General features: G+C 59.9%; 25 protein-coding genes, 1 tRNA gene and 1 pseudogene. 11 read left to right on the top strand and 16 right to left on the bottom strand.

What is annotated here, in order from left to right:
• The first annotated feature begins 134 nt into the window (after window positions 1–134).
• The 3 genes from lysA to NW808_RS00980 all read left to right on the top strand — a co-directional run bounded on the left by lysA (window position 135) and on the right by NW808_RS00980 (window position 3363).
• On the top strand, window positions 135–1505 hold the full coding sequence (gene lysA / locus NW808_RS00990; protein WP_414419988.1) for a diaminopimelate decarboxylase: 1371 nt from the start codon (window positions 135–137) through the stop codon (window positions 1503–1505).
• 182 nt (window positions 1506–1687) lie between these two features.
• Window positions 1688–2611 carry a diadenylate cyclase CdaA gene (cdaA, locus tag NW808_RS00985; RefSeq protein ID WP_414393732.1) on the top strand — a complete coding sequence of 308 codons (924 nt, stop codon included), beginning with the start codon at window positions 1688–1690 and terminating at the stop codon, window positions 2609–2611.
• Between the two features lie 5 nt (window positions 2612–2616).
• Window positions 2617–3363, top strand: a complete 747-nt coding sequence (locus tag NW808_RS00980) for an isoprenyl transferase (protein WP_414393735.1) — start codon at window positions 2617–2619, stop codon at window positions 3361–3363.
• Window positions 3364–3416: 53 nt separating this feature from the next.
• Here the strand turns inward: NW808_RS00980 and NW808_RS00975 are convergent, their stop codons facing one another.
• The 8 genes from NW808_RS00975 to NW808_RS00940 all read right to left on the bottom strand — a co-directional run bounded on the left by NW808_RS00975 (window position 3417) and on the right by NW808_RS00940 (window position 10654).
• A complete protein-coding gene (locus NW808_RS00975; RefSeq protein ID WP_414393738.1) occupies window positions 3417–4010 on the bottom strand; it encodes a CPP1-like family protein in 594 nt (197 codons plus the stop codon).
• A 24-nt stretch (window positions 4011–4034) separates the two neighbouring features.
• Entirely contained in the window at window positions 4035–5228 is a 1194-nt protein-coding gene (locus tag NW808_RS00970; protein WP_414405323.1) for a cysteine desulfurase family protein, read from the bottom strand.
• Window positions 5229–5315: 87 nt separating this feature from the next.
• Window positions 5316–6641, bottom strand: coding sequence for a rod shape-determining protein RodA (gene rodA / locus NW808_RS00965; RefSeq protein ID WP_414419987.1), 1326 nt, complete (start codon window positions 6639–6641; stop codon window positions 5316–5318).
• 231 nt (window positions 6642–6872) lie between these two features.
• The gene (locus NW808_RS00960) at window positions 6873–8006 is read right to left on the bottom strand and encodes a histidine kinase (protein ID WP_414393744.1); all 1134 of its coding nucleotides are present in this window, start codon (window positions 8004–8006) and stop codon (window positions 6873–6875) included.
• 56 nt (window positions 8007–8062) lie between these two features.
• Window positions 8063–8239, bottom strand: a complete 177-nt coding sequence (locus NW808_RS00955) for a DUF3285 domain-containing protein (RefSeq protein ID WP_414419986.1) — start codon at window positions 8237–8239, stop codon at window positions 8063–8065.
• 79 nt (window positions 8240–8318) lie between these two features.
• Window positions 8319–8897: a leucyl/phenylalanyl-tRNA--protein transferase gene (gene aat / locus NW808_RS00950; protein WP_414393747.1), complete on the bottom strand. Its 579-nt coding sequence runs from the start codon at window positions 8895–8897 to the stop codon at window positions 8319–8321.
• Between the two features lie 2 nt (window positions 8898–8899).
• Window positions 8900–9373 carry a hypothetical protein gene (locus NW808_RS00945; protein ID WP_414410504.1) on the bottom strand — a complete coding sequence of 158 codons (474 nt, stop codon included), beginning with the start codon at window positions 9371–9373 and terminating at the stop codon, window positions 8900–8902.
• Window positions 9374–9472: 99 nt separating this feature from the next.
• Window positions 9473–10654: a metallophosphoesterase family protein gene (locus NW808_RS00940; protein ID WP_414419985.1), complete on the bottom strand. Its 1182-nt coding sequence runs from the start codon at window positions 10652–10654 to the stop codon at window positions 9473–9475.
• A gap of 192 nt (window positions 10655–10846) precedes the next feature.
• Here NW808_RS00940 and NW808_RS00935 point away from each other — a divergent pair, with 192 nt between their 5' ends.
• Entirely contained in the window at window positions 10847–11275 is a 429-nt protein-coding gene (locus NW808_RS00935) for a Fur family transcriptional regulator (RefSeq protein ID WP_414419984.1), read from the top strand.
• Between the two features lies 1 nt (window position 11276).
• Here the strand turns inward: NW808_RS00935 and NW808_RS00930 are convergent, their stop codons facing one another.
• The 3 genes from NW808_RS00930 to NW808_RS00920 all read right to left on the bottom strand — a co-directional run bounded on the left by NW808_RS00930 (window position 11277) and on the right by NW808_RS00920 (window position 14512).
• Window positions 11277–13382, bottom strand: coding sequence for a thioredoxin domain-containing protein (locus NW808_RS00930; RefSeq protein ID WP_414419983.1), 2106 nt, complete (start codon window positions 13380–13382; stop codon window positions 11277–11279).
• Between the two features lie 87 nt (window positions 13383–13469).
• Complete coding sequence (locus tag NW808_RS00925) at window positions 13470–13973, bottom strand: GNAT family N-acetyltransferase (RefSeq protein WP_414405317.1); 504 nt, start codon at window positions 13971–13973, stop codon at window positions 13470–13472.
• A gap of 71 nt (window positions 13974–14044) precedes the next feature.
• Complete coding sequence (locus NW808_RS00920) at window positions 14045–14512, bottom strand: SRPBCC family protein (RefSeq protein ID WP_414405316.1); 468 nt, start codon at window positions 14510–14512, stop codon at window positions 14045–14047.
• Window positions 14513–14790: 278 nt separating this feature from the next.
• Between NW808_RS00920 and NW808_RS00915 the strand changes: the two genes are divergently transcribed.
• A complete protein-coding gene (locus NW808_RS00915) occupies window positions 14791–15558 on the top strand; it encodes a DUF502 domain-containing protein (protein WP_414419982.1) in 768 nt (255 codons plus the stop codon).
• On the opposite strand, the gene NW808_RS00910 is transcribed toward NW808_RS00915, so the two are convergent.
• Window positions 15555–15887, bottom strand: a complete 333-nt coding sequence (locus tag NW808_RS00910; protein ID WP_414419981.1) for a TIGR03792 family protein — start codon at window positions 15885–15887, stop codon at window positions 15555–15557. The two genes, NW808_RS00915 and NW808_RS00910, sit on opposite strands and share 4 nt — an antisense overlap.
• A 14-nt stretch (window positions 15888–15901) precedes the next feature.
• Complete coding sequence (gene aroA, locus NW808_RS00905; RefSeq protein WP_414420018.1) at window positions 15902–17236, bottom strand: 3-phosphoshikimate 1-carboxyvinyltransferase; 1335 nt, start codon at window positions 17234–17236, stop codon at window positions 15902–15904.
• A 344-nt stretch (window positions 17237–17580) separates the two neighbouring features.
• Between aroA and rsmH the strand changes: the two genes are divergently transcribed.
• Together rsmH and NW808_RS00895 are read left to right on the top strand one after the other, a co-directional pair.
• Complete coding sequence (rsmH, locus tag NW808_RS00900; RefSeq protein ID WP_414419980.1) at window positions 17581–18510, top strand: 16S rRNA (cytosine(1402)-N(4))-methyltransferase RsmH; 930 nt, start codon at window positions 17581–17583, stop codon at window positions 18508–18510.
• 181 nt (window positions 18511–18691) lie between these two features.
• On the top strand, window positions 18692–19072 hold the full coding sequence (locus NW808_RS00895; protein ID WP_414419979.1) for a hypothetical protein: 381 nt from the start codon (window positions 18692–18694) through the stop codon (window positions 19070–19072).
• Window positions 19073–19103: 31 nt separating this feature from the next.
• On the opposite strand, the gene NW808_RS00890 is transcribed toward NW808_RS00895, so the two are convergent.
• Window positions 19104–19964, bottom strand: coding sequence for a prephenate/arogenate dehydrogenase (locus NW808_RS00890; RefSeq protein ID WP_414419978.1), 861 nt, complete (start codon window positions 19962–19964; stop codon window positions 19104–19106).
• Between the two features lie 196 nt (window positions 19965–20160).
• Between NW808_RS00890 and NW808_RS00885 the strand changes: the two are divergent.
• The 3 genes and pseudogenes from NW808_RS00885 to NW808_RS00875 form a co-directional block, all read left to right on the top strand.
• Window positions 20161–20442: pseudogene (locus NW808_RS00885) on the top strand (DUF6679 family protein); the annotation flags it as partial.
• A gap of 502 nt (window positions 20443–20944) precedes the next feature.
• A tRNA-Val gene (locus NW808_RS00880) sits at window positions 20945–21016 on the top strand.
• A gap of 196 nt (window positions 21017–21212) precedes the next feature.
• Window positions 21213–21662, top strand: a complete 450-nt coding sequence (locus NW808_RS00875) for a hypothetical protein (RefSeq protein ID WP_414419977.1) — start codon at window positions 21213–21215, stop codon at window positions 21660–21662.
• Window positions 21663–21730: 68 nt separating this feature from the next.
• On the opposite strand, the gene NW808_RS00870 is transcribed toward NW808_RS00875, so the two are convergent.
• A complete protein-coding gene (locus NW808_RS00870) occupies window positions 21731–22921 on the bottom strand; it encodes a PQQ-dependent sugar dehydrogenase (protein WP_414419976.1) in 1191 nt (396 codons plus the stop codon).
• A 144-nt stretch (window positions 22922–23065) separates the two neighbouring features.
• Here NW808_RS00870 and NW808_RS00865 point away from each other — a divergent pair, with 144 nt between their 5' ends.
• Window positions 23066–23269 (top strand): TIM-barrel domain-containing protein, encoded by a 204-nt coding sequence (locus NW808_RS00865; RefSeq protein ID WP_414419975.1) that lies wholly within the window; start codon window positions 23066–23068, stop codon window positions 23267–23269.
• A 44-nt stretch (window positions 23270–23313) separates the two neighbouring features.
• Here the strand turns inward: NW808_RS00865 and NW808_RS00860 are convergent, their stop codons facing one another.
• Window positions 23314–23781 carry a peroxiredoxin family protein gene (locus NW808_RS00860; protein ID WP_414419974.1) on the bottom strand — a complete coding sequence of 156 codons (468 nt, stop codon included), beginning with the start codon at window positions 23779–23781 and terminating at the stop codon, window positions 23314–23316.
• Window positions 23782–23925: the final 144 nt, after the last annotated feature.

The following is a 23925-nucleotide window of genomic DNA, read 5'->3' as shown; positions in this document are numbered from 1 at the left end:
GTCCTCCATGGTAGCAGAAAAAAGAGACTAATGCCCAGGAGCAATCTCTGCCCAGGGGGGTAGAGGGGATCTCCCCGAGGCCAAACTGGAGAGAAAACTTGGTAGGGTGGAAGACAGTCTTTTAGCTGGCAACTATGGTTTCAACCCTTGGCACGCCCCCTTCTGTGGTTTCTCCCAACCAGTCGCTGCAGCCGTTAACCAGCCGCGTCAACAGCCAGGGCCACCTGGAAATTGGCGGCTGTGACGTGGTGGAGCTCGTGCGCCAGTTTGGCTCCCCCCTCTACATCCTGGACGAATGGACCCTGCGGCAGGCCTGCCGTCTCTATCGCGACAGCTGGGCCCGCTGCTACGCCGGCAGCTATCGGGTGTTGTATGCCACCAAAGCCTGGAGCTGCCTGGCCATCTGCGCCTTGGCGCTGCAAGAAGGGCTAGGTCTGGACGTGGCCTCTGGCGGCGAGCTGTACACCGCCCTGCAAGCAGGGGCCAAGGGGGAAGATCTCTACCTGCACGGCAACGCCAAGTCGGCAGAGGAGCTAGCCATGGCCCTTGAGGTAGGCTGCACTCTGGTGGCAGATAGCCTCCACGAGCTGCAGCAGCTGGCCGCTCTGGCCACCCCTGACCGGCCGGCCCGTCTGTTGGTGCGGGTTAACCCTGGTATTGACGTCCACACCCACGAGTACATCCGCACCGGCCAAACCGACAGCAAATTCGGCATTGGCCAATGGCAACTGCCGGAGGTGTTTGATTTTCTGGCAGCCCATCCCCAACTGCACTGCGTCGGGCTCCACGCCCACATTGGGTCTCAGATTTTTGACCTGCAAGGACACCGGGATCTGGCAGGAGTGCTGGCCCGCATTTGGCAGCAAGGGCTAGACAGAGGTCTGCCCCTTCAGGAGCTCAATGTGGGCGGCGGCCTGGGGATCCGCTACGTCGAGTCCGACGATCCCCCATCCATCTCCGAGTGGGTGGAAGCGGTGGCCATGGCAGTGCAGCAGAGTTTCACCGCCGCCGGGATCCCACTGCCCAAGGTGCTCTGCGAGCCTGGGCGCTCTGTGGTTGGGCCAGCGGCGGTAACCGCCTATACCTTGGGGGGCAAGAAGTGGATCCCGCCCAGCGACGACCTTCCCGAAGGCCGCCTCTACGTCACCATCGACGGCGGCATGTCCGACAACCCCCGGCCTATCACCTACGGGGCCCGCTACACCGCCCTCTTGGCCAACCGCCCCGAGGCCGAGGCCACCCAGCGGGTGACAGTGGCCGGCAAACACTGCGAGTCGGGAGATGTGCTCTTGAAAGATGTGCTTTTGCCCAACCCAGCGCCCGGCGAAGTCCTAGTTGTGTTGGCCACTGGGGCCTACAACTACAGCATGGCCTCCAACTACAACCGCTTTCCTCGGCCAGCAGCGGTGCTGGTTAACCAAGGGAAGGCCCAGTTAATCCTGCGGCGGGAAACTTATGCCGATTTAATCCGTCTGGATATCCTACCAGAGCAGTTACGGCGCTAGGGGGCTGCCCCAACCTGCCAAGGGGGATCTAGCCCGCTGGTCTCAACAGGGAAGAGCTGGAGGCCAGGGAGGAGAGCAATGGTAGGCTGGTCAGGGAACCAAAGTCCAGCAAGATTCTCACTGCAGGACAGCGCAGGCAGAAGGTCTGGAGCACGAGGGGAGCGTGAACGGGGTTTTTCGGCATGCGGGCGGCCTTATGGGCTTGGCTACAGCAATTTAACCCTCTCAGCCTCTTGGACGGGGCTCTGGCTGTCCTGCTCTTGGCTTTGGCCCTCTATTCCACCCGCAAGAGCCGGGCTGGTGTCCTACTGCGGGGATTTACGGTACTGTTGGTACTTTACCTGGCCTCAGCCTCGCTGCCGCTGGTGCACCTCATCTTGGATCGCCTGCTCCTGGCTGCGGCCGTGGCCATGGGGGTGCTCTTTCAGCCGGAGCTTCGGCAGCTCTTGGAGCAGTTGGCAAAGACCATTCCCCTGGAGTGGTCAGATTCGCCAGACGAGGAGGAGGAAGATTCTGAGGAGGGCTTGGTGGAGGAGGTGGTGCAAGCGGTGCGGGAGCTCTCCCAAAGTCGAACGGGGGCTCTGATTGTGATTGAGCCGGATCAGCCCATTGACTCGCGGGTGTTTACGGACAAGGGGGTCTCCCTTCAGGCACGAGTATCGCGGGAACTCTTGCAGACGATTTTTCAGACCTCGACCTTGCTCCACGACGGGGCAGTTCTTATCCATCGGGATCGCATTCGGGCAGCAGGGGTAATCCTGCCAGTCTCGGAGCGGCCTGCTGGGAGGCACCTGGGCACACGACACCGCGCCGCCATGGGGATTACCGAGCAAGCCAATTGCTTGTGTATCGTGGTTTCAGAGGAAACTGGCTCCATTTCTCTAGCAGAGGGTGGACGCATCGAGCGCCCCCTGACCAGTGCCAGGTTACAGGAGCTGCTGCTGGAGCGGCTGCGCCATTCCCGCCAAGCCAAAAAACGAGAGGCTCCTCTGGGGAAACTGGGGATCCACCCTTGGGTTTGTAACGGACTGTTGGGCTGGGGGAGATCCCTGATTGAACTGGCAAAACGCTTTCGCAAACCTAAGAAAACGCTTCCCAAAGGATAACCTCCATGACCCTTTCTCCTGCTCATCTTCTGCAGTTGCCTGCCGATCTCGATCCGCAGTTGTTACCCCGCCACGTGGCCGTGGTGATGGATGGCAACGGGCGGTGGGCGCAAAAGCGAGGGCTTCCTCGCAGCGTCGGCCATCAGCGGGGGGTGGCGGCCTTGAAGGAGCTGGTTCGCTGCTGCCACGACTGGGGGATCCCCCTTCTGACCGTCTACGCCTTCTCCACTGAGAACTGGGGCCGCGCCCGCGAAGAGGTGGATTTTCTCATGACCTTGTTTGAGCAGGTGCTGTGGCAAGAGCTCGAGGAAATGATGGAGCAAGGGGTGCGCCTCCAATTTGCTGGCCAGCTATCAGCCCTGCCCCCCTCTTTGCAGGAGGCCATTGGGCAGGCAGTGGAGTGTACCCAGCACAACGAGAGCCTTTGCTTGACGGTGGCTCTCAACTACGGAGGAAGGCAAGAGATTCTGGAGGCTTGCCGCTCCATTGCCACCCTGGTTCAACAGGGACTGCTGCAGCCGGATCAGATCGACGAGGCCCTTTTCTCCCAGTTTCTCTACACCAACGGCCTCTCGGACCCTGACTTGTTAATCCGCACCAGTGGCGAGATGCGCCTCAGTAACTTCTTGCTCTGGCAGATGGCCTACACTGAGCAGTACTTCACCCCCATCCTTTGGCCAGATTTTGACCGCGCTGCTTTTCACCAGGCTCTGCTCAGCTACCAGTCGCGCCAGCGACGATTTGGCAAATGAGAAAACCCCCACTTCTGGAAAAAGGTGAGGGATGAGAGCTCCTTTAGGCGGCACTAGCGCAAAAAGCTAGTTACCAGCCACATCAACCCAAACGTCATCCCCACCAACAGGATGCCAGGAGCATCGCCGCCAGTAAGGGGCAAAGCAAGGGCATAGGCCAACGCCAGCCCCAGGATCAAGGCTGCCAGCGCTAGGAGGAAAGAGCGAAGGAAGCGGCGTTCCTTGCGGTACAGGAAATAGGTAGAGGTCATCAGCCCCAGCGCTAGTTGTAGGGAGGGATACTCTTCAGGGGAGAGGACAACCCAACCCAACAACCCTCCCAAAATCGCTGCCGGCCAAAGGACAGCGGCTACCGAAGGAGTGTCCAGCCAGCGACTCTTCTGGACGGGGCGGGGTAAATTCAACGCTGGCTCGGGAGGAGCAGGACGCTGTTCAGCGTAGCGAATGCGATCCGGGACAGGGATCTTGCCCTCTTTGCGCAGGCGCAGGCGCTGCATCAGAATGGCGTCGTAGGCTTGTTCCACCCGCTCTTGCTGCTCTTCATCGGCAGCCAAGCTGGCCAGAAGCCGTGCCCGCGCCGACTGGATCTCCTCAAAAGAGGCTTCTTCACTGACCCCCAGCACTTGATAGGGACTCATCTCAGCCATGGCGACCAGTCTTGTAACTCTCTATCACCTTAACCTAGCCGCCAATTCAGGAAGGGGTTGGGGAGCTGGCTCGGAAACAGAAAGGAGCACCGCCCGCAGCGATTGGGCCACTTGCTCAACTGCTGCTTGAGTGGTGGCTCTGCCAAGGCTAAGGCGAATAGACCCGAGGGCCTCGGCTTCAGAATAGCCCATGGCTAGGAGAATGCGGCTAGGGATCTGTTGGCCGCTGCTGCAGGCAGAGCCGGCACTGATAGCGATCCCCTGGCGGCTCATCTCCCGCACCAGCACGTTCCCCGAAATCGCGGTAGTGCAGTAACTGAGGTGGTGGGGCAGTCGTTGCTCCAGCTCCGCAGGGCCAGTTAGCCGCAAACTGGGCACGGCAGCTAGTAATTGTGCCAAGTGCCGTTGCAGCTGTCGCAGGCGGGCCGTCTCCTGCTGCAGCTCTTGGGCTGCCAGGGCCGCCGCCACCCCTAGACCGACAATGGCAGGGATCCCTTGGGTGCCGGGCCGCAGCCGCCGTTCTTGCCCGCCCCCCCCTAGCAGCGGCTGCAGCTCTACTCCTGGCCGGACATAGAGCGCTCCCACCCCTTGAGGGCCATAGAGCTTGTGCCCAGAAAGGGAGAGCAGATCCACCGGCAGCTGCGCCAGATCCAAGGGGATCCGCCCCACCGTCTGCACCGCGTCGGTGTGGAACAGGACCCCCGCTTGGCGGCAGATCTGCCCCAGCTCGGCAATGGGCTGCAGGGATCCCACCTCGTTCTGACCATGGACAACGGAGACCAAAACGGTGTTGGGCTGGAGTGCCTGGAGCAACGCTTGGGGATCCACCTGGCCGGCAGCATTTACCGGCAGGCGGGTCACCTGCCAGCCCTGGGCCTGCAAGCGGCGGGCGGCATTCTCCACCGAGGCATGCTCAACGCTGGAGATGATTAGGTGCTGCGGCTGGGAGTAGCGCTGCGCCACCCCAAATAAGGCCAAGTTGTTAGACTCCGTCCCGCCGGAAGTAAACACCAATGCCTCCGGCTCACAGTTGAGCAGCCCAGCCACCTGCTGCCGCGCCCGTTCCATGGCCATGGCAGCCCGTTCTCCCCACCCGTGCAAGCTGGAGGGGTTGCCCCAACTTTCCTGCATCGCCAGCCGCATGGCCTCGATCACCTCCGGACGCGGCGGGGTAGTGGCGCTGTGATCGAAGTACAGGGCGGGATCCAGATTGGGCATGGGCAGCTCAGCTTCTAGGATTTGCTGTCCCCATCTTAGTGTTGGCAGCAGCTTACTGGGGCTTTGTCCTCCCTCGCGACGGCTAGGTTACTTTTTCCTGAAAAGGCTAGGGGGTTGGCGGTGCAGAACCACCGATTCCACCAGGCCAATGGCCAGAAAGTTGGCTAGCAAAGCCGAGCGGCCATAGCTCAAAAAAGGCAAAGGCAACCCCGTAATGGGAGCTAGGCCAACGGTCATGCCGATGTTGATCACTGCCTGAAAGAGGATCATCGCCAGCACCCCAATGGCGATCAGAGACCCGAAGTTGTCCTTAGCTCCTTGGGCAATCCAAATTAGCCGTGCACACAGAATCCAAAGTAGGATCAACACTGTCAGGGTGCCGACAAAGCCCATCTCTTCCCCGATGGCGGAGAAAATGAAGTCGGTGTGTTGCTCGGGGATGAAGTCCAGTTGGGTTTGGGTGCCCTGGTGGAGGCCGCGGCCCCAGAGCCCACCAGCGCCAATGGCAATGCGAGACTGAATGAGGTGGTAGCCAGATCCCCAGGGCTCTTGGGTGGGGTCGAGGAAGATCTCCAGCCGCCGCCGCTGGTAGGGCTTGAGGAGGTTCCAGGCCACCTGGCCTATCTGCCCCGAGAGCAGGTTAATAACCCCAAAGGTCACTGCCCCTGTCCACCGCCAAGGCAGCTTCCAAGCGGCTAGGCTTGCCATGCCCAGACACCAGAGTAACCAAACCCAGATCATCCAACTCAGCTCGGGGCGGGTGTGCAGGCCGTAGAGAATGGCTCCCACCCCTGGCGACACCAGCAAAAGGATCCAACTGCCCTTGGCTCCAGCCCAGTAGAGCATGGCTAGCAAGATAGCCACAAACACCAAGGCCGTACCCAAATTGGGCTGAAGAAAGATCAAAATCCAAGGAGGGGCGACAACGGCAACAGCTACCCAAATCTGGCTGAAGTACCTGATTGGCCAGTGATGCAAAATGGCCGCCAGGGTAATAATAACCCCCACCTTGGCAAACTCGGACGGTTGCACCTGAACGCCGGCAATGGAGATCCACCGCTCGGCTCCCCCTGCTGCTGTGCCGAAAAAAAGCACCGCAATCAAGCCCGCCAAGCTTAGGAAGTAGGTCAGCCAGTGCCAGCGCAACAGCCGCTCATAGGGGATCCGGGCCACCATCCCCAAGAGCACCAGGCCGATGCCAGCCATGATCAACTGCTGCAGCCAGTAATGGCTGACGGGGCGCCCCCAGACCGCGCTGCGGATGGCAATGATGCCGATGCCCGTCAAGGTCAGCACCGTAGCTAGCAAAATGCCGTCAAACTCCTGCCAAGGCGACAAGATTTGCTGCAGGCGCTGTTTCCAGCTTGCCCGGGGGGGCACTTTCGGCTCAGCGCTGTGCAGGAAGCGGGTCATACCTAGGGAGCCACGCCGGCACCAGTTTAGTTGTCCCCACCAGGCAGCAGCAAGTAATCGGCATCGACCGCCATCCCTGACCCAGGACGCTAGGCCACAACCTCGCCCCCAGTTGCCCGTAGGTTTCGGTATCCAGGCGGGTACTGAAGCCGATAACGGCTTTATTCACACCATCACACGGTACTCCTCGTGCGGCCGCCCTGGTTTTGACCAATTTTTAGCGGAGGCCAGCTAGTGCCCACTGAGGCGATAGACCGGCAGGGTGAAATGAAAACTGCTGCCCTTACCTGGGATAGATTCCACCCAAATCTGGCCGTAGTGGGCACGCACGATGCGACGGCAGAGGGAAAGGCCAATGCCGTAGCCCTCCTGCTGCTGATCGCGCTCTAGGCGCACAGCCTCGGAGAAGATCTTCTCTTGCTCAGCTTCAGGGATCCCAGGGCCAGTATCGCTGACCGTCACTTGGATCTTTTGACTGGTGCGGTGAAGGATGGCAAGGCGAATAGATCCCCCGGCAGGGGTGTACTTGATGGCGTTGTCCAGGAGGTTAAAGATCACCTGGCGGATTTTGTCGGGATCCACGTGAACCGTGGGCAGATCCAGGGGAATATCGACTTGAAACTGCAACTGCTTGGCCTGGATACGGGGCTGCAGCTCCTCAATAAGCGGCTGGCATAGGCTAGCCAGTTGGGTTTCTACCGCCCGGATCCTTAGCTCCGAAGCGCTGCCGCGGGCCGATTCAAGAATGTCGGTGATCATGCTGTCCATCTTGCGCAACTGCTGGCGGGCGTGCTCGAACAGTTGCCGCTCCAGAGCCTTGTCCAGGGATCCCTCGCGCGCTTGCTGCAGGGTTTCCACCGCTAGAGCTGTAGCCGTCAGGGGGCTGCGCAAATCGTGAACCAGCATCGCCAGAACGCGGTCTTTAAAATCCAGCTGTTCCCGCAATTGGGCTCGCTCTTGCCGCAGCAAGAACACCTCCTCTGACAGCTGGAGCAGCGCCTCGGTGATGGGAGGAGGGGTGGGATCCTGACCCTCCTTTTGTTGGTGGGAGGCAAGAGCCGCCTGACCCTGCCAGCGAGGCCACCACACTTCCAGTTGCGTCGCCAAGTCCTCCCCCGCCAAAACCTGGGCTGGCAAGGGCTCTGCCTTCACTAAAGCGGGGGTCACCACCAGCTTGTAGTGCTCCGCCAGGTAGGGGTGCTCTTCTAGCGGCACCACTTTTAGATGGGCAGGGTATTGGCCAGGTAAGCTCTGGATGTGCCGACGGAGTTGCTCTGCCAGTTCTTCGACGTTGGCTCGGCCTTGGGCAAACAACAGCAGCCGAATGGTGGAACGGGTAGAAGCGCAATCTAGCGAGGTTTGCATAGGCCAAAGTCCAAAGGGCGGCGGGTACCTTGAGCTCACCCTCCACGCCGTTGAGCTTAGCGAAACAGGTAGGCCAGACCCACCAGCACAGCCACTAGCCCCACCGTGGTCAAGCTGAAGTGCAGGAGAGAGGTTCTGCCTTTGCGCACCATGTTGCGCATGGCCAGGCGAACATAGCTGGGCGAGGATCCCTTCTCGCTCTGCGAGGAGCTAGCTGGCGAAGGCTGGGACATTGGGAGGTCGGGAACGTAGGCTAGTACCTCTACCCTAGCTCAAGCTGCCCCCGTTAATACACCTGCGGCCACCAGCTCATCAGTCAAACCGGCAAGGGATCCCTAGGCACTGCTGCAACAGCTTTCGGTACTCTTGGCCATCCACGAGAAAAGCCCCAAAGCGGGCCAGGTGCGGGTTCATTAGCTGGGCGTCAAAAAGGCGAAAGCCCCGCTCCCGCAGGTGTTCCACCAACTTCACCAGCGCCACTTTGGAGCCATTGGGAATGCGGTAAAACATCGACTCGCCAATGAAAGCCGCCCCCAAGGTAATGCCCAGGATCCCGCCTGCGAGAACTTCTCCCTGCCAGGTCTCAAAGCTGTGAGCAAACCCCGCTTGGTGCAGAGCTAGGTAAATCTGCTTTAACTCCGAGCTAATCCAGGTTTTTGGTCGAGCAGCGCAGCCCTCCACCACCTGCTCAAAAGCGCTGTTGATGCGCACCTGAAAGCGACCGCTGCGCACTAGGGGCCTCAGGGAGCGCGGACAGTGAAACCGCTCGTCCAGAGGGATTAGCGCATGCTGCCTACAGCCATACCACCCCAGGGATCCCGTCTCTTCATCGGCCATGAGAAAGTAGCCCTGGGCATAGCCGGCCACAATGGCGGTTATGTCTACCTGCATACTCATTGCCAGTTTGGCGAGAGGGTGGCGAAATCCCCCGCCTCGACCTTGGGGTGACAATCCACACAGCCACTTACTCGCACTGGGGTAGGAAAGTCCACCTGCAGGTGCAAAGCCCGGAAGTAGCGAGACTCGGCTAGACGATAGGGCACTGGCTCCCCCTGCCGCAGCGGACGAGAGTTGGGCCGTAAATAGCCCCAAGCCAGTTGGAAAGTCACACCGGTCAAGGGCTGGATCTGCTGGCCGTAGTGGTTGGGATCCTGCAGCAGCCGTTGCCAGGTTTCGGTGGGCAACACCTGAGCGGGCAGCGCCACGTGGCAGGTGCCGCAACTGCGCACGTACTGAGCCTGCGCCAGCTGGGTCGGGGTGAGATCCTGCTGCGCTTGTACCCCAGCTAGCAGGGATCCCATCAAGCCAGCCAGCAGCGCAATCCAGCTGACAAGCCAAAATTGCCGCCGTCGTTTTAAGGAAGCCATGCTCTTGCCTTGAGTTTCAATAGATCCCCTAGTGAGTTTCCAGGATGAGCCTCTCCTGCCAGCCAGTAATCTAGAGCAGCCGGGTGCTGTTTGGCTGGCCTAATCCCGGCAGAGGGATCCAAGACGAGCCCGGCAGATGGCAATTTCCTCGGGAGTGAGGCTATCCCAGCGGACATCGCGGCGCAGAACCAAGCCATTGTGACCGGTGAGGAAGCGAGGTAGCTCAGCCTGGTTGATCACGCTTAGATCCCGCATGTCGTAGGTTGTGTAGTGGGTAATCTCTGGGGAGGCGAAGTCAATGTCGATGAGGGTAAGGGTCTTGCGGGGTGGCAGGGGGCTGCCCAACAGGGGGCGGGGCCCAGAGCCGAGAGCGCCACAGTGAAGCAGCTGCAACTGTCCCTTGTAGCCAGGATAGTAGGCGTGGTGGTGGCCACTGATGTAAGTATGGACGCGGTACCTTTCCAGCAGAGCTCGCTTGGCTTCAGCATCCAGCAGCACTTCTCCCGGATTGTCGCGCCCGACGGCAACGGCATAGAGGGGCAGGTGACCAATGACGATGCGCAGCTTGGCCTGTTGAGCCCGCTCGCTGGCTAGCGCTGCTTCTGCCCAAGCCATCTGTTCAGAGGGAATGAAGTTGCAGCTAGCGTCCCAAACTAGGTAGAAAACCCCATCTTTTTCAAAGGTGTAATAGAAGGGGAAATCGCCCCGATCCACAAAATTTAGGCCAGGATCATGGGCGGGATCGTTCCAAAACTCGCGCGCCAGATCTCGTTCCTTTTGAAAGAGAAAACCACCGCGGGCGTTGCGGGCACAGGAAGCATCGTGGTTGCCCAAGGTAAAGCCATAGGGCAGCTGGGCAGCGCGCAGCGGAGCTGCCACATGTTGGTCAAAGGCTGCCCACATGGCGCGGATGCGCTCTTCAGAAAGGCGGGGATCCTGCCCTGCCACCATGTCCCCTCCTCCCAAGACGATATCCGGCTGGAAGTAGGGGATGAGGCGGATGGCCCGATCCACCTCTGGGTCATAGTCCACCGAGCCATAGAGGCTATTTAGGTCACTAATCACCACGAGGCGCAGATCTCGGCGGGGAGGGATGTAGAAGCCGCGAGGAGCTTCGGGATGGGAGACAGCCGTAGGGGTGGGCTGCGGCAGCAGAGGTGGCGCTTCCCTTGTCGGCTTTGGCTGAGAAGCCAGGGGCTGCCGACTGGCCCAGTAGGCCCCTGCCCATCCGCTGCTAACGGCTAACCCCAACAAGCCTAGGAGCAGCTTGCGCCGCCGCATCCTAACTCCTCCTCCACACCCCAGCGGTATTGTAGAAAATGGACAGGCTGCTGTTGGCGCCACGGCCTGGAGAGGTCGACGGCCAGTTTTTTGAAGGCTTTGGGGTGGCTTCTAGAAGCCAAATCGCGGATGCTAGGCTAAGTTGGATTGGCAATTCGCTATCTCGAACTCGGTATGGCTTGAGGTTTTCCCATGCCTCGCCCTCTGGATTCCTTGGAAGCTGCGCTAGAGCGATGCCGGGAGTGCAATCTTCGTCTTAGCCGGCAGCGCCGCTACATTTTGGAACTCTTGTGGCAATGTGGCGAGCACCTCTCGGCGCGAGAAATCTACGACCGTCTTAATCGGCAAGGCAAGCCCATTGGCCACACTTCCGTCTATCAGAACCTAGAGGCTCTGGCTAGGCACAACATCATTGAGTGCCTGGATCGCGCTGATGGGCGCCGCTACGGCAGGTGTACCCACCCCCACAGCCATGTCAATTGTCTAGATAGCAACCGCATTCTCGACGTAGAGGTAGAGTTGCCGCCGGAGTTGCTGGCTGAGGTGGAGCAAAAGACCGGCACCCGCATCCACAGCTATCGCATCGAGTTCTTTGGTGTGGAAAATCCAGGAAGAAGCTAAGTCAGTAGGAGCGGTTTTGTCCCCTGTTGATCTGAGACTGGATTTGTTCCAGCGAGCTAGCCGGAGCCAGGCACTTGCTGCCCCAGCACACTAGGCCCACCGTCCCTGGCGGCAGGGGCTCTGCTTCTGCGGGCAAGCTAAAGACGGCAGTGGGCCAGGAGCGCTGTTGGAAGGTGGGAATGTGCTCAGCTCCTAGGGTCACCTTCACCCAGTTGCTGTACCAGTCTAGCCCAAGGAATAGAGTGGGACAGACCCGCGGCTGGGTGCTCATGAGATGGGCAAAAGTTTTCAGGGCCTGCTCTGCTCGCTCCAGATAGTCCAGATCGCCCGTGAGGGCAGCCAGACGCACCAGGTTGGCGATGGCCACACCATTGGCTGACGGCATGGCGCTGTCCTGGAAGTCTTTCTCCCGCACCAGGAGTTCAGCGGCGCTCTGGGCATCACTGACAAAGTAGCCTCCCCTGGCCGTATCCCACAGTTGCGCGTCCATCTCCTGCTGCAACTGGATGGCAGCCTCCAGCCAGTACTGGGAAGTGGGATCCCCTGCTCGACCTAGGCAGGCCTGGTGCAGATCCAACAGGGCCTTGATGAAGAGGGCGTAGTCTTCAGATTTGGCAGGCACCTGGGGTGTGCCGTCGTAGTTCAACCGCAGCAGGGATCCCGTGTCGGGATGGCGCTGGCGGCTAAGGATGAACTGGGCAGCCCCCAGAGCCAACTGCAGGTACTCCTCGTCGCCAAACACTTGGTAGGCCCGTGCCAGCCCCGAGATCATCAGGCCGTTCCAGGAGACGATCATCTTGGTGTCCGTAACAGGCGGGATCCGCCCTGGCCAAGGGTGTTGGCGGGCCGATTGGGCATCTACTGCCGGCGGGAGGGGGATCCTGCGCTCGGTGGAGCCGTAGCGAGCCCGAAACAGATGAGTGGTCAAGGCGGTCTCGACTTCCGGCGGCAGCTCTCCCCCCTGTTGGCGCTGGAGGACAATGCAGCCGGGCCGGTCGGGGAAATTGCCCCCTGGCAACAGGAAGAAAGCCTGCTGCAGAGCGCGGAAGGTTTCTTCATCGAGCAAATCTTGCAGCTCCTGCCAGCGCCAGACATAGAACTCCCCCTCCTCGGGCTCCGCATCTTCTCGCCGGGCAAAACTATCGGCATCCTGGGCCGCATAGAAATACCCAGCAGGAGCTGTCATCTCCCGCGCCACCCACTCCACCGTCAGGCGCACCGCCCGCTCGATGGCAGCGTCCCGGATGCCGTGGGCCCACAGCTCTGCCAAGAACTCCAAGATCTGCCCGTTGTCGTAGAGCATCTTTTCAAAGTGGGGCACCGTCCAGGTGGGATCCACGGTGTAGCGGTGAAAGCCACCGGCCACATGGTCGAAGATCCCGCCTAACACCAGGGCCATTGCCCGCTCCTTGGCCCGTTCCAGAGCTGTCGGCAAGCCGTCGATCCCTTCCGGCGGGTCGAAGCGGGCCGAGCGTAGCACCAACTGGGCATAGGGCATCATGGGGAACTGCTGCACCGCCCCAGCGTTGGTGAGCAAGGGCTGGATCTTGGCGATCCCGGAGCGCAGTAAGTCGGGTGGAATATGGTCCTCTGGCACTAGGTCGCTGAGGGTGGTCAGGGCCGTCAAAATCTGGCCCTTCATCTCCGCAATTTTTTCTTTTTCCTGCCGGTAAAACTGCAGGACGCGCTGCAGCACCGTTAGAAACCCTGGCCGGCCAAAGCGGGGCTTCACGGGAAAATAGGTGCCTGCATAAAACGGCACCAGGTCATTGGGTGTGAGAAAGACATTGAGAGGCCACCCTCCCTGCCCGCTCATGAGTTGCAGCGCCTGCATGTAGATGCTGTCCAGATCGGGCCGCTCCTCGCGATCGACCTTGATGGGCAAAAAGTGGGCATTCAAGAAAGCGGCAATCTCGGGGTCGGAGAAGGCCTCTCCCTCCATGACCGTGCACCAGTGGCAACTGGAGTAGCCAATAGACAGAAAAATCGGCTTATCCTCGGCCCGGGCCTTCTCCAGGGCCTCCGGGATCCAAGGCCACCAATCCACCGGATTACTGGCGTGCTTGCGCAGGTAGAGGCTGGAACACGTGGCGAGGCGATTGGCCATAGGTAAACCCTCTCACCTTTTTTGCTCAGGCTAGCGCGTCCTCCCCTCGAGGCCAAGCCAGACCCCTGTCCCCCCTTGCCCCGGGGATTAGACCTGCTCCTGTTTGGCGGCTGGGATTAAAAACTCCAGCGATCGCCCATAGAGAACCAAAGTGGTGCTGGGGTTTTCCACAAAACCAATCCGCTCGTAAAAGCCGCGCTGATGGGTGGTGAACACGTAGATGCGCTCCACCGACTGCAGGTGGGGATGGCTAATTAGGGTTTCCACCAGCTTGCGCCCAATGCCCTGGCGGCGGTAGTCGGAGTCCACCACAATATCCCAGAGGACGGCCCGGTAAACTCCATCGGAGGTGGCGCGGCCAAAGCCAATCAGGCGCTCCCCGTCCCAGGCGCTGACCACCGGATGGCTGTGGGCAATGGCCCGCTCCATCTCTTCCCGACGGCGGTTTTGCGCCCAAAAGGCATTGCGGTTCAATAGCAGCAGAAGCTGATCCAAGTCCAGCTCGCCCCGCTCTAGAGAAAAGCGAATGTTGCGGTTGTCAACAGGCTGAGAAGAAGAGGCAACAAGAGGCTGAGGAGGGGGATCGGGCATGTTCAAATCTTTGCCGCAGCGAGAGTGGTCAAGCAAGAAGCCAAGAAGACAGCTTGCCCAACCAGGCGGAGCTAGCTGGCCGAGGCGCTGTCAGAACTTAGCCTCGCCTGCTCCAAGGCATAGGCTTTGAAGCGCTCCAAGTCCGCCTGGATGGTGCTTTCCACTACCTTACCCACGAACAGGCCATCTAGAATTTTGCCCAGAATGCCTGGAATCTTGTAGGCCACTGACAGCTTCACAATGGTACTACCCTTGCGATCATAAAACCGCAGCGCCCCCCGATTGGGCAGCCCTTCCACCGATTGCCAGGCGATGCGTTGGTGTTTCACCACCGTGTGGGTGCGGGAGATCCAACTGAAGGTAAAGCCGCGCGTAGCAAGCGTCCACCGCGATAGGTCGTGATCCAGCAATTCCACAGAGCGAATCCACGGCATCCAACGCGGCATGAGGGCCAGGTTGGACCATAGCTCCCAAACCTGTTCAATGGGAACCGGCACCTCCACCTGACAGGTGTGCTCTAACCAATCTGACTCCGCCATGGCGCCTCCCACACAAGATGTAGCAGAAAGGGGAAGCCACCCTCAGCCCTGGCCACCAAGCCGCTGGGGGATCCCTGCCTTTACAAAATTTTATATCGGCCTAAGATAGCATTATCAGCCCAAGGCAAGATCGGGGGCTTTGCGCCTTTGGCCAGCAAAGTGCGGTCGATGCCTATTATGAGGTGAGGCAGAAGGGGGGTATCATGATTGCCACCCGCAAGCTTCACCTGCATTGGCCCGCTGCACTCAGCTGTTTGACTTGACGGGACGACCTCACCATGGTTTCTCAGTGGAAACAGCATCTTAAAAACTACTTCGTGGCGGGATTGCTGGTGGTGATTCCTCTAGCAACCACCATTTGGCTGATGGTGGAAGTGGCCACCTGGAGCATCGGTTTTCTGACCAGCATTCCTAAGCCGTTTAACCCCATCCAAGGGCTGCACCCCATCCTGGTTAACCTCATCAACCTGGCGGTGGGCTTGCTGACGCCAATCTTGCTTATTTTGCTGATTGGCTTCATGGCCCGCAACATTGTCGGCCAGTGGCTGCTCAACCTAAGCGAGCAGCTGCTCCATGCCATCCCAGTGGCAGGGCTGGTGTACAAAACCCTAAAGCAATTGCTCAGTGTCTTATTTGCTCCCAACAACCAGGGGTTTCGGCGGGTGGTGCTGGTAGAATACCCCCGGCCAGGGATCTGGGCTTTGGCTTTTGTAACGGGCAGCATTCAAACTCCCATCCGACTGGGCGGGCCCCAGCGTTCCCTTAGCGTGTTTATCCCCACCACTCCCAACCCAACCACCGGCTGGTACGCGATCGTGCCAGAAGATCAAGTGGTGGAGGTGTTCATGCCGGTGGAGGATGCTTTTAAGATGCTCATCTCCGGTGGGATCGTGACCCCGGAAACCTTTGAGGCTGGGCTGCAGCGGCGCGAGGGAGGTCTGGCGGTAACCATGCCCAGCTTGCGGGAGCTGGTGGAACAAGAGCGGGCGGCAGCCTCTGCTAGGACGGACTCAACGGCTGCCGAGGTGGGCTTTGAGGCTTCTTAGCTGGCCGGTTCCTCTCCTAGGAGGTTGGGCTGCCAGAGCTGGTATTCTTTGGCTTGCTCCAGGCGCACGTAGAAGGGCTGCATCTGCCGATCCAAGGCTTCCGCCTGCTCTGGGGGGAAAGCTTTCCAGGCGGCGCGGCTAGCCCAGCGAATGACGAGGTGAACCAGTTCGGGATCCTCGGCGTCAAGCCAGACTTCCTTGCCCAGAAAACCCGGCTGTTGGCGCAGGGCCGCTCCCCAGATCCGCTCGTCTTCCCGAAGGAAAGCCATCTGGCCGCCGGGGGGGACTCGAAAGCAGAGGTGTTCGATGGCAATAGGCTGGTCGGACATCGGCAAAAGTTGTCTTAAGACGCTAATGAAGGGTTGGTCAGCCGCTGCAGGGTGGGAATGAAGTCGGGGTAGGAGATGCGGGCGCAGTCGGCACCGCTGAGGGTGGTGGATCCCTGGGCGGCCAGGGCAGCTACCATCAAGCTCATGGCGATGCGGTGGTCGGCGTGGCTGTCCACCTCTGCTCCCTGCAAGGGGATCCCTCCTTTGATTTCCAGGCCGTCGGGATATTCGGTTACCTGGGCACCCATGCGGCTGAGTTCCTGAGCGATGGCCGCCAAGCGGTCACTTTCTTTTACCCGCAATTCCGCTGCATCGCGAATGACTGTAGTTCCTTCGGCAAAGGCTGCTGCCACCGCCAAAACCGGGATCTCGTCGATTAGGGTGGGAATCAGCTCGCCGCCGATGCTACAGCCTCGCAAACGGGCCGAGCGCACGCGCAGATCCCCCAGAGGCTCGCCGGTCACTTCCCGCTGGTTCTCCACTTGAATGTCGGCCCCCATCTCCTGCAGCACCTGCAGCAGCCCGGTGCGGGTGGGGTTGAGGCCCACACCCTCTAGCAGCAATTCGCTCTCGGGCACAATCGAGCCCGCCACCAACCAGAAGGCTGCCGAGCTGATGTCCCCGGGCACCTGCACCGTCTGGCCCACCAGGCGGGATCCCCCCACCACCGCCACGGTTTTTGTCGCCACATCGACCTGGATCTCGGCTCCGAAGGCCCGCAACATCCGCTCCGAGTGGTCGCGGGAAAGGACCGGCTCCGTAACCTGAGTGGTGCCTTCTGCCAACAGGCCCGCCAGCAGCAGGCAGGACTTTACCTGGGCCGAGGCCACAGGCGAGTGGTAGTGGATCCCCTTTAAGGATCCCCCCTGCACAGCCAGAGGTGCCAGGTTGCCCCCCGCCCGCCCCCAGATCTGAGCCCCCATCTGCCGCAGCGGCTCCACCACCCGCCCCATAGGCCGCGAGCGCAGGGAGCGATCCCCAGTGACGGCAAAAAAGTGCCCCCGCTGGCCAGCTAGGATCCCCAACATCAGGCGCAAGGTGGTGCCGGAATTGCCGGCATCCAAGACATCTGCCGGCTCCTGCAGGCGATCCAGACCCACTCCTCGGATGCGCACACACTCGCTGTTGAGCTCAGGGATCTCGACTCCCAAAGCCCGAAAGCAAGCCGCTGTGCTGCGGGGGTCTTCCCCTAATGACAGACCCTGGATGACCGTTTCCCCTTCCGCCAGGGATCCCAGCATCAGAGCACGGTGGGAGATGGACTTGTCCCCTGGAACCTTAATCTGGCCGCGTAGGCCCCTGGCAGGGGAGAGCGTCAGGACGTTGGGAGAAGCAGCAGTGGTTAGCACGGCAGCCGTAAGGAGACTAGGGGCAGTCTCAATGATACGTTGAACCCACACCGCTCTTGCCGCAAAGACAGCCTGTCTTTTGACAGCAGCCCTCCTCTTTCAGGATGAGCTTAACAACATGGATTTCTCGGTTGAGGCCGGGCCTCGGCCTTTTTTCTGGGAATCTAACAGGCTGTAGCGGGAAGCCTCCAAATTGTAAGGCTCGGCTAAATGGTCGACTGCCTTTGTCTGGGCTGCTCAGCTGCGCGGTAGCAAGGATTGCCTGCAGATTCCCGATGGCCTGGTGGCCCGGGAAAAAGCCTGGATAGAATCATCGAGGTTGCCCCTCTGCAGCCACTGACCTCATGGACCTGCCGGAAACTCAGCTCGGGGAGAGCTCTCCGTATCACCACGAGTCCGTTTTGACCGAGGAGGTGATGGCCTACCTGCAGCCCCAGCAGGGCGGCACGTTTTTGGACGTAACCTTGGGAGGAGGCGGACACACCTTGGCCCTACTGCAGGGGGGAGCAGAACGGGTGGTGGGGCTGGATCGGGATCCGCTGGCTTTGCAGGCAGCTCGGGCGCGCTTGGCAGCAGCAGGGATCCCCCAGGAGCGCATCCAGCTTTGGCACCTCAACTTCGCCAATTTCGATCCGCAGCGGCACGGCTGGCGCGACGAGGAAGGGCGGCCTATCCTCTTCGATGGCATCGTGGCCGACCTGGGGGTGAGCTCGCCCCAGCTGGACTGCCCTGAGCGCGGGTTTAGCTTTCGCGCCGAGGGGCCGCTGGACATGCGCATGGATCCCACTGCCGCCCAGGAAACCGCTGCTGATTGGGTTAACCGCCGCCCTGCCGAGGACTTGATCGACATTTTCGTTCGCTATGGCGAGGAGCGCTTTGCCCGCCGCATTGCCCATCACATCGAACGCTCCCGCCCCCTTTTTACCACTACCCAACTGGCTCAGGTAGTCTGGCAGGCAGTACCGCCGGCGGCAAGGCGGGGCCGCATCCACCCAGCTACGCGGGTCTTTCAGGCCCTGCGCATTGCCGTGAACCGAGAACTGGAAGCCCTAGAAACCCTGCTGGCCCAGGCTCCCGCTTGGCTAAAGCCCGGCGGTAGGTTGGCTGTAATCAGCTTCCACAGCCTGGAAGATCGTCTAGTGAAATGGGCCTTCCGTACCGATCCCCGCTGGCAGGTACTCACCCCCAAACCTCTGCGCCCTTCCGAGCGGGAGCAGCAACGCAATCCCCGGGCCCGCTCTGCCAAACTGCGAGTAGCTGCCCGCCTCGGATAGAGTGGGATCCAGTTGGCAGCAAGTGCTTGGTGGGTGAGGTGTAGACTCTATGGTTAGCCAAAACACAAGCCGTGGTTGCAGCTTTCTCCTCCTCCAGCCTAGAACTGCAACTTTGGCTCCCTCTCCTCACTCTGAAACGGCTCTGTCTCCTGCAGCTTACAAAGGCAGCTCCCCTCAACCTTTGAAGTCCGCCCATCCCCGCCGTTGGGATCCCACCTGGAGAGAGCATCTCATCTGGTGGCACCAGGTTTCCACCGGCATTGCCATCGTCTCGGGGTTAGCGGTGCTAAGTGTCTATAGTTGGACAGTGCGTACCCAAAGCCAATGGAGCCAGCACTACCAGGTTTGGCAGCGGCTGCAACGCCATGAGCAGCAGTTTCTCCTCACTCAAGAATCCATCGTCAATTCTCTGCGAGAGATTGCCGAGCGCTCCGATATGGTTTCTCTAGCGCCAGAGCGGGTGATCGAGGTTCCCATCGCTCCTACCCGCAGAGATTCTGGGCAAAGTCAAAACACCCCCCAGCAAGCCAAAGCTAGCCCCTTTTATCCAGTTGGGTATTGAGCAGCCAGTTGCAGCAGCTGCAGCTAGTCACCTAGGGCGCCCCTTGATTTACTGGAAACTGCTGCCATTCCTGGCGGACTCGCTGCAGCTTCTGGAGCAGCTCTTCCCACTGTTCGCCCTCGATTAGCTGCTCTAGTGCCTTCAACTCAGCTTGGTAGCCACGCAGAGCAGCTAGCAGCGCTTGCCGGTTGTAACGAGCCATCTCTAGCCCTAACTGCGGGATCCCACCGCCAACCCGACTTGTATCTCGAAAGCCACTGCTGGCCAAAGTGCGGGCCAGTGCCAGAATATTCGAGTTCTCCTCCTGGCTGACGGCGGCAATTAAGCCAGCTCCCACCATGACTGGCAGATGGCTAACCCAAGCTACTGCCTGATCGTGACGGACAGGATCGGCAAGGACAACTTCGGCACCCACTGCTGCCACTAGCTCCTGCATCACCGCAAGGGCTTGGGGTTGCGTCTGGGGAATGGGAGTGAGCACATAGGGTCGCCCCAGAAACAAGTTAGCTTCCGCTCCCTGGATCCCTTGTGACGTCTTGCCGGCCATGGGGTGCCCCCCCACGAATAGGGGCCATAGCGCTGTTGCCGGCCCAACAATTGGCTGCTTGACGGAGCCGACATCGCTTACCACTGTCTGGGGCGACAGATAGGGCACCAGGGCTGCCAGGGTGGCCAACACCTGCTCCAGGGGAGTACAGATCACCACCACCTGAGGGTTGAAAAGCGTCAACTGGGCCAACTCGGTTCCGCAGCCCTGAACCGCTCCACGTTCTAGGGCCTCTTGACAGGTAGCCGGATTGCGGCTGATCCCCCAGACGGAGTACCCTGCTTCGGTAAGCTTAAGAGCCAGGGATCCGCCGATCAACCCCAACCCGACAATAGCGATGCGCATACTGTCTCCTTGAAGATCAGGGCTTTGCCAAAGCCGGCGGCAGAGGGAGACTGCCTTTTGGGATTTCTTCCGGATTAGAAAGTTAATTCTGCCCCATGAAGGGCATACAGGGGAGGGATCCAGCCGCTAAGATGGAAGGGTGAACTGGGTAACCCCCACAACAGTTCGCCCGGATCTTTTATCGCAGGAGGGAACCGTGCTTCACCGTAGGATCTATCAACTCAGCCGCGAAGGCAAGGAAGTGTGGATCTACCTGCGCGATCAGGGACGCTGGCTGGAACGAGCCAAGATCCTCGATATCGAGGGGGACACCATCCTGGTTCGCTACGAAACAGAAGATGAAGAGGAGATTTGCTCCTGGGAGGAGATGATTCGTCTGGAGAGCATCGGGGCTGTTGCCCAGCGCCTCTCTTCCATCCCAAAAGGAGTGCTTAGCACTTCCGACCTGCCCACAGCCGAGGATTGCCCTCCTGCTGAACTTCTCCGTTTACCACCCTCCCTTCGCGCCGCAGAGCCCCTTAACGGAGAGCGTGCCGGCAGCGAGCGCCTTGGGGAAGACCTGGAGCGGGAGGCCTCTCCCCTTCGCGAGAGCGGAATGGAGTCCCTGAGGCCGCTGCGCCCGAACGGAGAGGAGCTCAAACGGGTAGATCGGTTCCGGAACGACCCAGAAGGCCAGCGGGAGGGTAACCACGACTAGGTTGAAGTTTTCCGGAGATCGACAGGAAGGCATCCCAACATCGTCCTGGACAGGGGCAAATGGCAAGGAGGCCGTAGAACTCCTCTGCGTAGAGCTCTAGCTGACAAGGGGAGGTCACTTGCCCATCGCGCGGGTCGATCTCGGCCTGTAGAGCAACTGCTTCTTCGCCCAGTCAAGGGCTTTAGTCCTCGTTCGCAACAGCGGTGCGGAGCACCTCTCTTGTCGAGTGTTGTAGCAGCAGTGGTACAATAGAAATTAGCTTTAGCAAACTCTAGAAAGGCAAGGGCGGTTAGCGCAGCGGTAGCGCACTTCCTTCACACGGAAGGGGCCACAAGTTCGAATCTTGTACCGCCCATGAGTTTCGCCCTTTGGCGGGCAAGCTTTCCCTGCAAGGTGTTGCTTCTATCTACAGGCTCCCTTGAGGAGGGGCCACTGGTTGTCTGACGGGCAACTTCTGACACACCCCCCTTTGCGCAAGTGCTTCGAGCTGGGTGGACTATGCAGCTACGGGAATCCCACTGCTGTAACCAGAAGCTAGAAGATATCGATTCATGAAACCCTTTGCCAATCCTCCTCAGCCATTGACTGCCAGCGAGTTTTTATCCCACTTAGAGGAGATAACGAGAGCTTACGAAGTCAAGACATCTATCATCACCTTCTACAGCAGAATTTGGAGCCAGGTATTCGACCTCAAATTTTCTAGGGGCCAATGGATTTTTGGGAACAGCCCCCACTGGAGAGCGCTTCTGGAAGCTAAGCTCCGGAAAAGCGAATACTATCCAATATCTTGCGTTGTCAGAACCTTCACTGACGAAAAGCACAAGCGCGGGGCTCCAAACAGCAAAACTATCTTGATCCCAACCAAAGAGCTGAGAATGTTTTTTCTTCCGGCTTCAGGTCAGGTTATTAAGCTAACTCCGGAGGAGTGCTTTGCCTGCCACAACACAGATGCCCAAACAGGAGAGCCACTCCCCATCAAGCAAGATGTCAAGTTCTTGTAGTGGCGGCAGTGAGAGTTGGGAAACCCTGTTGGGGCTAATCCTACAGGACCAGGGCTATTTGACCTCAATCAAGAGCTTGGCTCCAAGCGCAACAGGGATCCGTTGGGGGCGTCAGTCAACAAGTAGAGCAAGCCATCCGGCCCCTGACGCACATCCCGGATACGGCCGACAGCTCCCTCTAGGAGACGCTCCTCAGCCACCACCCGATTCCCTTCCAAAACCAGCCGTGCCAAATGCTGGCCAGCCAGTGCTCCCACAAAGAGGTTGCCCCGCCATTCGGGAAAGACGTCTCCCGTGTAAAAGGTCATGCCAGAGGGAGCAATGGAGGGGGTCCAGTGAAGCAGCGGCGAAGCCAATCCAGGAGCTGCTGCTAGTCCCTTGCCAACTGGTTCGCCGCTGTACTCGCGGCCATGGGTGATTAAAGGCCAGCCGTAGTTCACGCCGGGAGCGAGGATGTTGATCTCATCTCCCCCTTTGGGCCCATGTTCGTGTATCCAAATAGCCCCTGTTTCCGGGTGGCGGGCCATTCCCTGAATGTTGCGGTGGCCATAGGTGAAAATTGCTGGCAGAGCCCCTGCTTGCCCAACAAAGGGGTTGTCTTTCGGGATCCCGCCCGTGTCGGTAAGGCGCAACACCTTGCCTGCTGCATCCCCCAGATCCTGAGCCCGATCCCGTTCTCCGCGATCCCCAGTACTGATGTAGAGAAACCCTTCTTCGTCAAAGACCAAGCGGGAGCCGAAGTGCTGCTGGGCAGGCGTCTTGCGCTCCATGTCAAAAATCACTTCCAGGTCCTGGAGTCCCTTTTTCCCTAGGCGGGCCCGCGCCACTCGTGTCCCCCCTCCACCCGGCCCGGGAGCCGCGTAGGACAAGTAGATCCGGCCGTTCTCCGCGTAGTTGGGGTGCAAAGCGATATCCAGCAGTCCCCCTTGGCCGCGGGCAAACACCTCCGGCACCCCGGCTATGGGCTGGGGATCCAACCCTCGGTCGGTAACCCGCCGCAGGCGGCCCGGGCGTTCGGTAACTAGGATGGTTCCATCTGGCAGAAAAGCCATCCCCCACGGATGCTCCAGGCCGGTTGCCAAGGTTACCACCCGAAAGCGTTGCTTCGTTTTGGCTCTAGGCAGCGCTTGAGCGTGATCCCCCCGTTGCAGAGACATGACCGTTTTGGGGCTGACCGGATAGGCCCCTACGGCAACAGGGGCGGACAGCCCTCCCAAAAGCAGCAGTGAGGAGAGAAGCTTTATCACCGAGATCCTCATGGCGATTGCCGCCTCGTTTTCGCAATAGAGCTAAGGGCAGGCGTTGTTCTCTCCCGGCTTTAGGTTAGCCTTGAGGGCGGCAATCTGTCCCTAAACCATTAGACCTGTGGATCCCTCTCGAGACTTCCCAAAGCTCCTCGAAGAGTGCATAACCTCTACAGCCTCCTGAGGGCCCACGCCTCCCGCAAGGGTCTACAACAGCTCGACTCCGACCAGTGCCCCTTTGTCCTTACTCGCTCCGGCTTTGCCAGGATCCGGCGCTGGGCGGCCGTCTGGACGGGCGATAACCAGGCTGGATCCTTGAGCTCCTCGGCCCCAAACCCTCTCCTCTTGCTCGACAGCAACTAGGCACAGCAGATTCTGTTCTGTCCAGCCCAGTAAGGATCCCGCCCCTACTCAATTGCCCTCACCACTTCCAGCAGCTCGCGGTTGTCACGCTTGAAGATGGGCAGCCACTCCACATGCTGGTAGCGTAGGATCCCATGGCTGTCCACTACAAAATAGGCCCGCCGTATCCCCAGCAAGCTATCCACCCCGTACTGCTGGCTTACCCTCCTGTCCACGTCACTCAGCAGAGGGAACTCCAGCTTGAGCTGCTCGGCAAAGGCTTCGTGTCGAGAGATGGGGTCGCTGCTGATCCCCAAGATCTCACACCCTGCCGCCCGAAAAGCTCCCCAGTCCTCCCGAAAACAGCGCATCTCGCTCGTACACACCGGCGAAAAGTCTGCGGGGTAAAAAGCCAGCAGCACCTTGCTCTTGCCCCGATAGGCCCCCAGCGAAATCTGGGCCCCCTTAGGAACCCCTTTCCCAACCGCAGGCAGGCTAAAGTCGGGAGCTGGCATCCCAATCTCAATCCCCATTTGTCCGAATCCCCTCCGAACTCACTTTCTCAGTCTAGCGGTGGCCTGTTCCCAAAAGCCCCTTATGGGTCTTGACGGTGGGGGTGAGTGTGGGATAGGGTAGTGAAGCGCTGACAAGGCCACCAGGCCCAGCGCCCCAGAACC

Source organism: Synechococcus sp. W70.1 (assembly GCF_047461515.1).
Taxonomy (GTDB): Bacteria; Cyanobacteriota; Cyanobacteriia; order Thermostichales; family Thermostichaceae; genus Thermostichus.
This window is presented reverse-complemented; position numbering and strand designations above follow the sequence as displayed.

Coding starts and splice junctions, on each gene's coding strand:
- NW808_RS00930 (WP_414419983.1), bottom strand. CDS start 13,382: ATGGCCAATCGCCTCGCCACGTGTTCCAGCCTCTACCTGCGCAAGCAC.
- NW808_RS00870 (WP_414419976.1), bottom strand. CDS start 22,921: ATGAGGATCTCGGTGATAAAGCTTCTCTCCTCACTGCTGCTTTTGGGA.
- NW808_RS00890 (WP_414419978.1), bottom strand. CDS start 19,964: ATGCGCATCGCTATTGTCGGGTTGGGGTTGATCGGCGGATCCCTGGCT.
- NW808_RS00920 (WP_414405316.1), bottom strand. CDS start 14,512: ATGGCGGAGTCAGATTGGTTAGAGCACACCTGTCAGGTGGAGGTGCCG.
- cdaA (WP_414393732.1), top strand. CDS start 1,688: ATGCGGGCGGCCTTATGGGCTTGGCTACAGCAATTTAACCCTCTCAGC.
- NW808_RS00975 (WP_414393738.1), bottom strand. CDS start 4,010: ATGGCTGAGATGAGTCCCTATCAAGTGCTGGGGGTCAGTGAAGAAGCC.
- NW808_RS00945 (WP_414410504.1), bottom strand. CDS start 9,373: ATGGCTTCCTTAAAACGACGGCGGCAATTTTGGCTTGTCAGCTGGATT.
- lysA (WP_414419988.1), top strand. CDS start 135: ATGGTTTCAACCCTTGGCACGCCCCCTTCTGTGGTTTCTCCCAACCAG.
- NW808_RS00970 (WP_414405323.1), bottom strand. CDS start 5,228: ATGCCCAATCTGGATCCCGCCCTGTACTTCGATCACAGCGCCACTACC.
- NW808_RS00860 (WP_414419974.1), bottom strand. CDS start 23,781: ATGGGGATTGAGATTGGGATGCCAGCTCCCGACTTTAGCCTGCCTGCG.
- aat (WP_414393747.1), bottom strand. CDS start 8,897: ATGCAGGTAGACATAACCGCCATTGTGGCCGGCTATGCCCAGGGCTAC.
- NW808_RS00940 (WP_414419985.1), bottom strand. CDS start 10,654: ATGCGGCGGCGCAAGCTGCTCCTAGGCTTGTTGGGGTTAGCCGTTAGC.
- NW808_RS00960 (WP_414393744.1), bottom strand. CDS start 8,006: ATGCAAACCTCGCTAGATTGCGCTTCTACCCGTTCCACCATTCGGCTG.
- rodA (WP_414419987.1), bottom strand. CDS start 6,641: ATGACCCGCTTCCTGCACAGCGCTGAGCCGAAAGTGCCCCCCCGGGCA.
- NW808_RS00875 (WP_414419977.1), top strand. CDS start 21,213: ATGAAACCCTTTGCCAATCCTCCTCAGCCATTGACTGCCAGCGAGTTT.
- NW808_RS00980 (WP_414393735.1), top strand. CDS start 2,617: ATGACCCTTTCTCCTGCTCATCTTCTGCAGTTGCCTGCCGATCTCGAT.
- rsmH (WP_414419980.1), top strand. CDS start 17,581: ATGGACCTGCCGGAAACTCAGCTCGGGGAGAGCTCTCCGTATCACCAC.
- NW808_RS00915 (WP_414419982.1), top strand. CDS start 14,791: ATGGTTTCTCAGTGGAAACAGCATCTTAAAAACTACTTCGTGGCGGGA.
- NW808_RS00935 (WP_414419984.1), top strand. CDS start 10,847: ATGCCTCGCCCTCTGGATTCCTTGGAAGCTGCGCTAGAGCGATGCCGG.
- NW808_RS00925 (WP_414405317.1), bottom strand. CDS start 13,973: ATGCCCGATCCCCCTCCTCAGCCTCTTGTTGCCTCTTCTTCTCAGCCT.
- NW808_RS00955 (WP_414419986.1), bottom strand. CDS start 8,239: ATGTCCCAGCCTTCGCCAGCTAGCTCCTCGCAGAGCGAGAAGGGATCC.
- NW808_RS00910 (WP_414419981.1), bottom strand. CDS start 15,887: ATGTCCGACCAGCCTATTGCCATCGAACACCTCTGCTTTCGAGTCCCC.